Source organism: Azoarcus sp. L1K30 (assembly GCF_018122735.1).
GTDB lineage: Bacteria > Pseudomonadota > Gammaproteobacteria > Burkholderiales > Rhodocyclaceae > Parazoarcus.
Map to the genome: position 1 here is coordinate 3,083,694 of NZ_JAGRRD010000001.1, position 11,043 is coordinate 3,094,736.

Below are 11,043 nucleotides of genomic sequence, written 5' to 3' on the forward strand. Positions count from 1 at the left end.
CGCCAGTCATCCAACGCCAATCCCCTCCCCCGCGTTTCGATAACCCATCCAGGGCCGAACTGCTTGTGTCAGCCCAGCCGACTGATCTTCACGCGGGCCTCTTTGACGTGTGCCACCAGCGCCTCGCGGCACGGCTCCCAATCCTCGGAAAACCGGTTATCACCGTTCATGGCGGCAACGAACGCTTCGGCGAGCAAGAGCGCCTGACGCCATGCATCCGGCTGAACGCCCGGATGCAACCGCGCAGACGGCAATCCATCGGGTAACACGCCGCCGCTCCGTGGTGCGAAAGCCATTGGCAACATGTCGTAGGCTGGCGCAAGCTCGTACGGCCGGCCGTGCTCGCTGACGAACGACAGGTTGCCATTGTGCATGTCAGAGTTGCCGATCAACGTTCCGAAGGCATACAGCAGCGAAGCACCTGCTGCCGCTTCAGCGGTAACCGTGCCTTGTGCCGCCAATCTCGTCACTAATTGCGGCCATGGCGAACTGGCATCTCCAACGAACTCGGCCTCGACTGACGACAGTGAGTGAAGTGCGCGGCGCCCAAAGTCTCCCACGCGGTCAAAGCGCTCGACTTCGAGGAAGCGTCGTCCGCCAATGTCGAACAACTGGGCGTGAGATGCCTGAATGCCAGCGTTGATCAGGACTTGCGCTGCAACATGCTCGGCCGCCAGTAGATCGCGCCAACGGCGGGTCACCGGGTTGTCTGCCACCGCGGAAAATTTGACGAGGACGTGGCGGTCGGTGAATGCGACAAACTTTGGCTGCTCACCGCCCGCGGACGATCCCGGCACATCACCTCGTTCCGCAGCCTCCGCAAGCGCGGGATACTGCGCCCGGTCCAGCGCGAGGGGCGACTGCGCATTGATGAATCGATCGCGTGCAATGTCGCCCAGCAAGAGATTTCCCACTACGTTTTCACCATGCGCTATCAACGCACGGAGCATATGCGTGTCGGACCACTCGGTGAGTCGTGGCGGCAATCCTAAGAGGGCAGCATGGTGCTCTGCATAGGCGCGACCAAGAAATCCCTGCGGACGCATGTCGAGCAGCCACCATGGCAGACTGTCGCTGTGCAGCGAGACGCCATTCTCCTGTTGCATGACGAAACCTTCGGGCCGCACCGATACCAGGAAGCCGAGCCGGCGAAGCGTGCCATCAGCAGCAACGCGATAGACAGGAAGATCCCCCAGCCCGCGACCGGAATCGCGCAGGGCGTACTGAATGACTCTGCCAGACCCGATGCGCACAATATCGTCGCCGAGCGATGCCAAGACACGCGACACCGTTGGCTGGCTTACCTCCATCCTTTCAACGAGTTGGCGCGCAGTCAACGGGCCTTGACTGAGGCAAAAACGAAGACGATCTGCGTGTGCCGACATGCGGATGAATAAATTCATGAATAGCAGGATGAATAGCATAGTAACGGCTTATCGCTGTGATGTCCTTACCCGGCGACACCAGAAGTGACGGAGCCGACCTCTTACCGGCGCCCGGATTCATCTTCTCGGGCGCGGCAGAATTCAAAGGCCACTGACTTCCCCAAGCGGCCAGCACCTCACTTTATTGAAATGGCATAAGCAGCGCCCGGGGATTGGATCCGAGCGCTTCGCCCACGAAGACAACTGTGGCATATGCAATCGTCGAATCGCGCACGGACCGCTAGAATTGCCCGATTCGTTTCGACCCGACACAATTTGATGGCGTCCCAGCCTGCCGCGCCGCGTGCGCGGTGCCTCTGCCTCGATATTGAAACCGCCCGCGAGGACCGCATGGTCCTGCGGGAACTGGGTGTTTTCCGCCCCGACCTCGACGCGCGGCTGAAGCTCTCCGGCACGGCACCTGACCTCGTTCCCAGGCTGGACGCGCTGACCGACGGCGCGGCCTTCGTCCTCGGCCACAACATCATCGCCTTCGACCAGCCGGCGCTGGCGGCGCTGCATCCGCAGCTCGCCTTGCATCGACTGCCGATGATCGACACGCTTGAGCTCTCTCCGGTCGCGTTTCCTCAGAATCCGTATCACCGCCTGGTGAAGGATTACAAGCTGTGCACGACAACGCGCAATGACCCGGTACGCGACGCCGAACTCGCCTACGCACTCTTCATCGATCAGAGCGAAGCGCTACAACAACGCGTTGCCGAACACCCGGACGAGGCCCTGTGTCTGCACTTCCTTCTTGCCCCGGAAAGCGGCAAGGGGGTCTCCAATTTTTTCGCCGCTCTGCGCCGCGCGCTCAAGCCGACCCTCGACGACACCGTGGCCGGCTGGTTGCGCGCGACGGCGGGCAAGGTATGCATCACCGCTCAAGACAGGCTGCTTGAACACTGGCTACCGGATCCGGCGTGGCACAAGCCCCTCGCCTACGCTTTGGTGTGGCTGCGCGTGGCCGGCGGCAATTCGGTGCTGCCGCCATGGGTCAGCCTGAGTTTTCCGAAGACGCGCGAAGTGATCTCCGCGTTGCGCGACGTGCCCTGCCCGGATCCAGCCTGCGCCTGGTGCCGCGAACAGCATGATCTCGACGCCTTGCTCCCGCGCTACTTTCCAGGCATTACGCGCTTTCGCAGCACCCCCACCACCGGCGACGGCCGCTCGCTGCAGCAGGCCATCGTAGAGAACGGCTTTGCCCGCAAGCCGACGCTGGCGATCCTGCCCACCGGCGGGGGCAAGTCCCTGTGCTTTCAGCTACCTGCCCTCGCCCGCTACTACCGCAACGGCAGCCTCACCGTGGTGATCTCGCCCCTGCAGTCGCTGATGAAGGATCAGGTGGACAACCTGGAGGCACGTGGCATCACCTGCGCCGGATATCTGAACAGCCTGCTCAACCCCATGGAGCGGCGGGCAATGCTCGACAAGCTGCGGCTGGGCGACCTCGGACTCATCTTCGTCGCGCCCGAGCAGTTCCGCAGCACCGCCTTTGCCAATGCGCTGATGCACCGCGAGATCGGCGCCTGGGTGTTCGACGAAGCACACTGCCTGTCCAAGTGGGGCCACGACTTCCGGCCCGATTACCTCTACGTTTCGCGTTTCATCAAGGCGCGGCAGAAGGACAAACCCTCGCCAGTGTTCTGCTTTACCGCCACCGCCAAACCGGACGTAGTAGATGACATCTGCGCACACTTGCACAAGCATCTGGGCATTGTGCTCGAGCGCCTCGAAGGTGGGGTGAGCCGCGACAACCTCTCTTATGAGGTGCGCTCCGTGCCGGCACAGGCAAAGTATGGCGAGGTGCTGCGCCTGCTGCAGGAGGCGCAGCGTGAGGAGGGCGGCGCCATCGTGTTCTGCGCGCGGCAGAAGACTGTCGAAGAAGTCGCCGAATTCCTCAAGAATGCGGGCCTCGAGTGCAGCTACTTCCACGGCGGCATGCTGCCCACCGACAAGCGTGCGGTACAGGAAGCCTTCCTCGCCGGCAACCTGCGTGTGATCGCCGCCACCAACGCCTTCGGCATGGGCGTGGATAAGCCCGACGTGCGCCTTGTCATTCACCTCGACACGCCCGGCTCGCTGGAGAACTATCTGCAGGAAGCCGGCCGCGCCGGGCGCGATCAGTCGCCAGCACGCTGCATTCTGCTCTACGACGAGGCCGATCTCGACGTACAGTTCCGCCTGCTGAAGAACTCGCGCCTCACCCAGCACGACATCGGCGCCATTCTGAAAGCCTTGCGCACCATCGAGCGCAAAGACCGCAGCGAGGGCGACGTCGTGGTCACCAGCGGCGAGATCCTGCTCGAGATCCCCGACGCCCACCGCATCGACCCCGACGCAAGCGACGCCGACACCAAGGTCCGCATTGCAGTCGCCTGGCTCGAAGAAGCGCGCCTGCTCGAACGCCACGAGAACCACACCCGTGTTTTCCCCGGCAGCCTGCTGGTGGCGAACGAGGAAGAAGCCCGTGCCATCCTGCGCCGCAAGCTCGGCCCCGAGGCGGACATCGAGCCCTATGCGCGCATACTTTCCCTCCTCATCCAGGCCGCGGACGACGAGGGTCTGTCCACCGACGAACTGATGCTTGCCACCGGTCAGCACTCACGCATCGTGCAGCAGATGCTGCGCGAGCTCGACCACTGGAAGCTCCTTTCGAACGACACCGAAATCGGCGTCACTTTCTATCGCGAACCGGATACCGCACAACGCCTCGACGAGCTCGCCCGCATCGAGGACGCGCTGATCAGGAACCTGCGCGAGGAGGCGCCCGACGCCGACCAAGATGGCTGGCAGATCCTCAACGTGCGCCGCCTGTGCGACACCCTGCGCCGCGACGCGCAAGTCGACTTCGACCCCGAGCGACTCACCCGCCTGCTGAAGTCCTTTTCCGAGCCCTTTGGTGATGGCCCGGCCAATCGTGGCTTCTTCGCGCTACGCCCTCAAACTACCGACAGCCGCTGGCTCAAGCTGCTGCGGAGCTGGCAGGACATCGAAACCATCCGCGAACGACGCATGCGCCTGGCCCGCGCGCTGGTCGCCGAGTTCCAGCGCCGCCGCCAGGGCAACGTACTGCTCGTCACGTGCAAGCAGGGCGAGCTCGAGGCCGCATTGCAGGCCGACACCACACTCACCGGGCTTGGCGTGGAAAAGTGGGACATCGCACTCTCCGCAGCGTTGCTCTACCTGAACGCCAACGAAGTGCTGCATCTCGCTCGCGGCAAGGCGGTATTCCGCTCCGCGATGAGCATCGCCCTCAACGCCGAGGCACGCCGGCGCCAGTTCAATAAGTCCGACTATGCCGAGCTCGCACTGCACTACAAGGACAAGATCGTCCAGGTGCACGTGATGGCCGAATACGCCAAGCTCGCCATTCGCAAGATTCAGGCGGCGATGGCCTTCATCGTGGAGTACTTCAGCCTCGACCGCGCCGAGTTCGTGCGGCGCTACTTCGCCGGGCGCAAGGATGTGCTGGAGATGGCCACCACCGAGGCCGCCCACCGCCGCATCCTTACCGAACTCGCCAACCCCGAACAGCAGGGCATCGTCGCCGCGCCACTAGAGGGAAATCACCTGGTGCTGGCCGGCCCCGGCGCGGGCAAGACCAAAGTTATCGTCCATCGTGTCGGGTGGCTGCTGCGCGAATGCATGGTGCTGCCCGAGGCCATCATGGTGCTCGCCTACAACCGCTCGGCCGCCAACGAGATCCGGCGCCGCCTGTGGGCGCTGGTCGGGGCGGACGCAGCGGGTGTCAGCGTGCAGACCCTGCACGGGCTCGCGATGCGCATCACCGGCACCAGCTACGCGGTCGCCATCGAACACGGCGAAGCGGTCGACTTCGGCGAGGTCATCCGCCAGGCCACCCGGCGTCTGCGCGCGGCGGAAGGGGAGGACGAGGACAGGCGCGAAGCGCGGGCGCAAACCAGCGCCGCACCCTCGATTCAGCGCGACCGCCTGCTCGCCGGCCTGCGCTTCCTGCTGGTGGACGAATACCAGGACATCAACGCCGACCACTACGCCCTCATCAGCGCAGTCGCCGGCCGCACCCTGCAGAGCGAGGAAGACCGCGTCTCACTGATGGTGGTCGGTGACGACGACCAGAACATCTACGCCTTCGACGGTGCCAGCGTGCGCTTCATCCGCCAGTTCGAAGCCGATTACACCGCCCGCCGCTACGCGCTGGTCGAGAACTATCGCTCCACGAAGCACATCATCCAGTGCGCCAACCGCGTCATCGAACCCGTGCGCGAGCGCATGAAGGCCGGCCACTCCATCCGCATCAACCACGCCCGCCGCGACCACCCGGACGGCGGCGAACAGGCCACGCTCGACCCGCTCACCGAAGGCCGTGTGCACATCCTGGAAGTGCCACGCAATCCGCATCAGGAAGTGCAGATCGCGCTCGACGAACTGCAGCGCCTGCATGCCTTGGTCGCTCCGTCCGGCGCCGGCCAATGGGGTCGTTTTGCCGCCATCGCCCGCCGCTGGGAAGACCTCGAACCCATGGCCGCGCTGTGCCGCCTGCGCGGCATCCCGGTGCGCCTGCAGCGCGACGGCAGCCAGCTGCGGCTGCACGACACCCGCGAAGGCAATGCCCTTGCCACCCTGCTGCGCGGCCTGCGCCGCAGCACCCGCCGCCGGCGCGTGCTGATCCGGGCCGGCGTCCTCGCGCGCTGGTTCCGCCGCCGCTACCGGCTCGCCCCGGACGACCTCATCGACCACCCGCAACGTGCCGCGCTCGCGCAGTTCATTACCGACACAGCGTCCGCCGCACCGGGTCGCGAGCTCGTCGTCGACGACCTCGTCGAGGCCCTGTACGACTTTGGCGCCATTGCCAGGACGGCCGGTGACGCCCGCCCCAACGCGCCGCTGGTCCTCATGACCGCCCACCGCGCCAAGGGCCTGGAATTCGACCACGTGCTTATTCTCGACGGTGGCGGCTGGCAGGGCCGTGGCGACGATGAACGGCGGCTGTTCTACGTCGCGATGACACGGGCCAGAAAGTCGCTGACGGCGTGCGAGGCACTCGGCGGCCAGCACCCATTCATTCGCGATCTGGATGGCTACGTGCTGCGCTCACGGCCGGATGCGCAAGTGCCCGAACCTGGCACTGCGCACCGGACGTGGTGTGCGGATCCGGAGAAGATCGTGCTCTCGTGGCCCGGCTATTTCGCCCCGGGAGCCCCGATTCATCGCGCACTCGCCACGCTCGACATCGGCAGCCCGCTCGCGCTTCAGCCACGGAACAATGGCGACGGAGGATGGGAAATCGCGGACGCCAACGGCGTCGTGGTCGGACGGATGTCGTCAAAATTTCAAATCCCGCCCGGGAGAGTTGTGGCGGTGCGGGTGGGGGCAGTGATGGCGCGCCATGCGCGGGAAAGCGAGAAGGAAAGCGTGCGGTGTCAGTGCTGGGCGCTGGTATTGCCAGAGATTGAGTATGTGCCGGGGTAAGTGGGCAGCGGACGTTGGGAAGGCGAATATCCGTTTGTCGGCCTTACGTGGAGCTCAAAATAAGGCCGACAAACCCGCCTCATCAGCTTCCGCAACAAGGATGCCCGGCCTTCCCTGGGTAAACTCGACGGGCGTTGCGCCCGTCGGTCCTGTGGTCGAAACGCTATTTCTTCTCCTCCATCTTCTTGCCCGACATTTCCTCGAGTTTCTTGCACTCGGCCTTCATCTTCTCGTCGGCCTTCATCGGATCCATCTTCTTGCAGGCCTCTAGTTTCTCTGCCTTTTCCTTGTCCGACATCGCCCCGCCGTGAGACATCGCACTGGCCCCGACGGAGACTGACGCGAGCACCATGGCGGCTGCCACTGTCAGCAATCTGTTCATGTTCGCCTCCTCCTTGTTTGTGGGAAGATCCAACTGCGACGTTGGAGAGTTTCAATGTAGTGCATGAATGGATGCCCGACAAATGATCTCGTTTGCGCGTCTTGCGTGCTGTGTCGTCTCGGTCGCGGGCTTCGGATTGGCGGGCGGTGCTCAGGCCGCCCCCTTTACGCCCGCGCGCGACGATGTCGTCATCGAGCGCCTGCCATTCCGGGCACAAGACACCGAGGCGCAAGAACTGGCGGCGCTGCGGGTTGCCCTGGCAGGTGCGCCGCAGGACAGGCAGGTGGCCGCCGCCTTGGCGCGCAAGTACTTCGAACGGGCCATGGCCACGGGCGATCCGCGCTACGTCGGCTATGCGGATGCGGTCGTCGCTCGTTTCGATACGCCGCTGCCGGCCGCATTGCTACTGGTGCGGGGCATGCTGCGCCAGTACCGGCACGCCTTCGATGCGGCACTCGACGATTTCGCCGCGGCGCTCGAGCGCGACCCCGATCTTGCCGGCGCTCATGCATGGCGGGGGGCGATTCATCTCGTGCGGGCCGACTATGCGCGTGCGTCGGCAGAATGCGACGCGCTCGCTCGCCTTGGCCGCAGCGTACTTGCGGGTGGCTGTACTGGGCTCACGCTCGCCTATACCGGCCATCTCGACAAGGCCGACGCTACCCTCGCGCAAGCCCTGGCCGCTGCGAGCGATCCCGGCAACCGGCAGTGGCTGCTGACCCGCCTCGGCGAGGTGGCCGCCTGGCGCGGAAGACCGGCACAGGCGGAGCGCCACTATCGCGACGCGCTGGCAATCGGACAGGATGACACCTACCTGCTTGCGGCGTGGACCGACTTTCTGCTCGATCAGGACCGTCCGGCCGAGGTTGTCGACGCACTCGCGGACTGGGCGGCGTCCGACGTCCTGCTGCTACGCCTCGCCGAAGCCGAGTCCCGCCTCGGTCTACCCACCGCTGCAGCGCACCGGCAGGCGCTCACCGACCGCTATGCTGCCGCGTGGCTACGCGGCGATGCCACCCACCGTGCCGAGGAGGCACGCTTTCACCTGCGGATCGAAGGCGAACCCACCACCGCACTCGCGCTCGCCGTCGATAACTACCGCGTCCAGCGCGAGCCGCGCGATGCCCGCATCCTGCTCGAAGCGGCGGTGGCGGCACGCGATTCCGCCGCCGCCCGACCGGCGCGCGAGTGGCTCGCCTCAAGCGGCTTCGAGGATGCCCGACTGCGCACCCTTGCCCGCCAACTTGACCCGTCCCCGGCACGGAGCGGAACGCAATGATGTGTCGGTTGGCACAGCTTCTCGCGCTGCTTCTCGCGCTCCTCCTGCACCTGCCAGCCTGGGCGCACAAGGCAAGCGACAGCTACCTGGTCGTCGACGTCGACGGTGCCTCGATTTCGGCCAAGTGGGACATCGCCTTGCGCGACATCGATTTCGCCCTTGGCCTGGATGGCAATGGCGACGGCGAGATCACCTGGGGCGAACTGCGCACCCGCCGCGCCGCTGTCGAGGCCTGGGCCCTGAGCCGTCTCGACCTGACGCGTGGCGGCCCCTGCACCTTGCAAGCGACCGCGTTGCAGGTCGATACGCACAGCGACGGCGGCTACGCGGTATTGCAGCTGGCCGGCAACTGCCCGCAGACCGTCGGCGAGGTGGGCATACGCTACCGCTTGCTCTTCGACCTCGACGGCTTGCACCGCGGGCTGCTGCGACTGGCCATCGACGGCACGGCCCACAGCGCGGTGCTCGGGCCGGACAGCGGCATGCAGCACTTCAGTGCAGTCGCCCCGTCGCGCCTCGCGCAGTTCCGCCAGTACCTCGTCGAAGGCATCTGGCACATCTGGATCGGCTTCGACCACATTCTCTTCCTGCTCGCGCTGCTGCTGCCGGCGGTGCTGGTGCGCGCCGACGGCCATTGGCGCGGCGCTACCCGGCTTCGCGATGCGCTGCACGAAGTCCTGTGGGTCGTCACCGCGTTCACGATTGCACATTCGATCACGCTTTCGGTGGCCGTACTGGGCTGGATTGCGCTGCCCTCGCGCCTGGTCGAATCCGCCATTGCCCTGTCGGTCGTGCTTGCCGCCGCCAACAACCTGTGGCCCGTCGTCGAGCATCGGCGCTGGGTGGTGGCATTCTGCTTCGGGCTGATACACGGCTTCGGTTTCGCCAGCGTGCTCGTCGAACTCGGACTCGCCCCCGGCGCATTGCTGCTGTCGCTGCTCGCGTTCAATGTCGGTGTCGAGCTTGGTCAGCTCGCCATCCTCGCCGCAACCATCCCCGCCGCCTTCGCGCTGCGCAACACCCGCTTCTACCGCCGCGGCGTCTTTATCTGGGGGTCACTGCTCACCTTGCTGATCGCCCTGGTCTGGCTCGCGGAGCGCGCGCTCAACCTCAGGCTCGTCAGCAGTATCGGGTAAGCGCAGGGATTGGCAAGGGTTGGCGATGCAGCCAACCCTCCCGCGCTCACGACGAACGCACGCCATCTCGACGCCGAAAAGAATCAGCGATGCACACCTTCCGCAACACCGTCGCGGTGGGCCATCTCGAGCATGACCTTGTAGTCGACGATCCCGGCAGGCGAGCCATCCGGCGCAAGTCCTACGATTGGCCCTTCGAATACGCAGAACAGCACGCAACCGCTCGCCGTGCGCGGTTGGTGGATATCGCCCGCGGGTTCGAACATGTAGTCGCCCGGCCGACCGATATCGGACGCTTCGTAGCAAATGTCGCCCTCGAGGACCATGACCTCGATCGCTCCCAAGTGGTGATGAACCGGTGCCTCCACGCCCGGCAGAACCTTCAGCATGCAGGTGAAGCCGCCGGTGCGGGCATTGACGCTCAGCAACTTGTACTGCACGCCCTCCATCACCCACGGCCGCCACGGAATCGGGTCGAGCTTCTGGAATTTCGGATACGGCAGGGTGATCTTCTCGCGCGCGCCCGCCTGGGATGTCTGGCTTTCCGCACTACACAGCACTGCACTCATCGATGGTCTCCTTTGGTTTTGTGGTGTCCTGCAAGGTGGCTTGACGGTCTGTCGGCACCAACCGGAAGCCAATACTAGGTCGGGTGCCGCGTCGAAATTCGACGTCTCGTCAAATTGCAGCGACTACTGAAAAACATCGATAAATCAACACTTCACCCTTCCTGTCGACGTGGCTTTGCAAATATCGGCCGCGCTGTCGGGATATCGCTGAGATTCGCCTCGAACTGTGTTTGTGCGGCGCACACCTCGCTAGATTGGCCCCATCGGTCGACCGGCCGGTCAACAAAAACACAGGAGACACGCATGACCGCAGCAATCCTCAACGCGCCCGCCACCAATACCCCACTCAGCCAACGCACGGGCAAGGACTTCATCAAGCTCGGCGCCATTCCGTGGACGCCATGGGTGATGGAGGGCACGCACTTCAAGCTCTTGGCGGTCAACGAACTGAGCGGCGGCTTCTCGATGCTGCTCAAAGTGGAGGCGGGCGTGCAGGCGCCGGTCCATGCCCACCTCGGTTCGGCCGAAGCCTACCTCGTGGAGGGCGGCTTCTATTACGAACCGGACGATCCAGGCTGCGCCGGCGACTACACCTACGAACGCGGCGGATCCGTCCATCAACCGGTGTCGCATGAAGGCTGCGTGATGTTCGCCGTCACCCATGGCCCGCTGGCCGGCTGCAACCCGGACGGTTCGGTGTCCGCGGTGGTCGACTGCCGATTGATGCTGAAACTGGCAGAAGACAGCGGCACCGCCGATCACGTCGTTCGCATCGTCTCCGGGCACTGAGCCCCGCCCC

At 64.9% G+C, this 11,043-nt stretch carries 7 protein-coding genes; 4 read left to right on the forward strand and 3 right to left on the reverse strand.

What is annotated here, in order from left to right:
* Window positions 1–68: 68 nt before the first annotated feature.
* Entirely contained in the window at window positions 69–1,424 is a 1,356-nt protein-coding gene (yjjJ, locus tag J5J83_RS14235; RefSeq protein ID WP_212350204.1) for a type II toxin-antitoxin system HipA family toxin YjjJ, read from the reverse strand.
* 279 nt (window positions 1,425–1,703) lie between these two features.
* Here yjjJ and J5J83_RS14240 point away from each other — a divergent pair, with 279 nt between their 5' ends.
* A complete protein-coding gene (locus tag J5J83_RS14240; protein ID WP_212350206.1) occupies window positions 1,704–6,878 on the forward strand; it encodes a RecQ family ATP-dependent DNA helicase in 5,175 nt (1,724 codons plus the stop codon).
* A 163-nt stretch (window positions 6,879–7,041) separates the two neighbouring features.
* Here the strand turns inward: J5J83_RS14240 and J5J83_RS14245 are convergent, their stop codons facing one another.
* Window positions 7,042–7,260 carry a hypothetical protein gene (locus tag J5J83_RS14245; RefSeq protein WP_212350208.1) on the reverse strand — a complete coding sequence of 73 codons (219 nt, stop codon included), beginning with the start codon at window positions 7,258–7,260 and terminating at the stop codon, window positions 7,042–7,044.
* 82 nt (window positions 7,261–7,342) lie between these two features.
* Between J5J83_RS14245 and J5J83_RS14250 the strand changes: the two genes are divergently transcribed.
* A complete protein-coding gene (locus J5J83_RS14250) occupies window positions 7,343–8,539 on the forward strand; it encodes a hypothetical protein (protein ID WP_212350210.1) in 1,197 nt (398 codons plus the stop codon).
* The gene (locus J5J83_RS14255; protein WP_212350212.1) at window positions 8,536–9,675 is read left to right on the forward strand and encodes a HupE/UreJ family protein; all 1,140 of its coding nucleotides are present in this window, start codon (window positions 8,536–8,538) and stop codon (window positions 9,673–9,675) included. The genes J5J83_RS14250 and J5J83_RS14255 overlap by 4 nt, the downstream gene beginning before the upstream one ends.
* 83 nt (window positions 9,676–9,758) lie before the next feature.
* On the opposite strand, the gene J5J83_RS14260 is transcribed toward J5J83_RS14255, so the two are convergent.
* Window positions 9,759–10,244 carry a 2,4'-dihydroxyacetophenone dioxygenase family protein gene (locus J5J83_RS14260; RefSeq protein ID WP_212350214.1) on the reverse strand — a complete coding sequence of 162 codons (486 nt, stop codon included), beginning with the start codon at window positions 10,242–10,244 and terminating at the stop codon, window positions 9,759–9,761.
* 303 nt (window positions 10,245–10,547) lie between these two features.
* Here J5J83_RS14260 and J5J83_RS14265 point away from each other — a divergent pair, with 303 nt between their 5' ends.
* Entirely contained in the window at window positions 10,548–11,033 is a 486-nt protein-coding gene (locus tag J5J83_RS14265) for a 2,4'-dihydroxyacetophenone dioxygenase family protein (RefSeq protein WP_212350216.1), read from the forward strand.
* The last annotated feature ends 10 nt before the right edge of the window (window positions 11,034–11,043 follow it).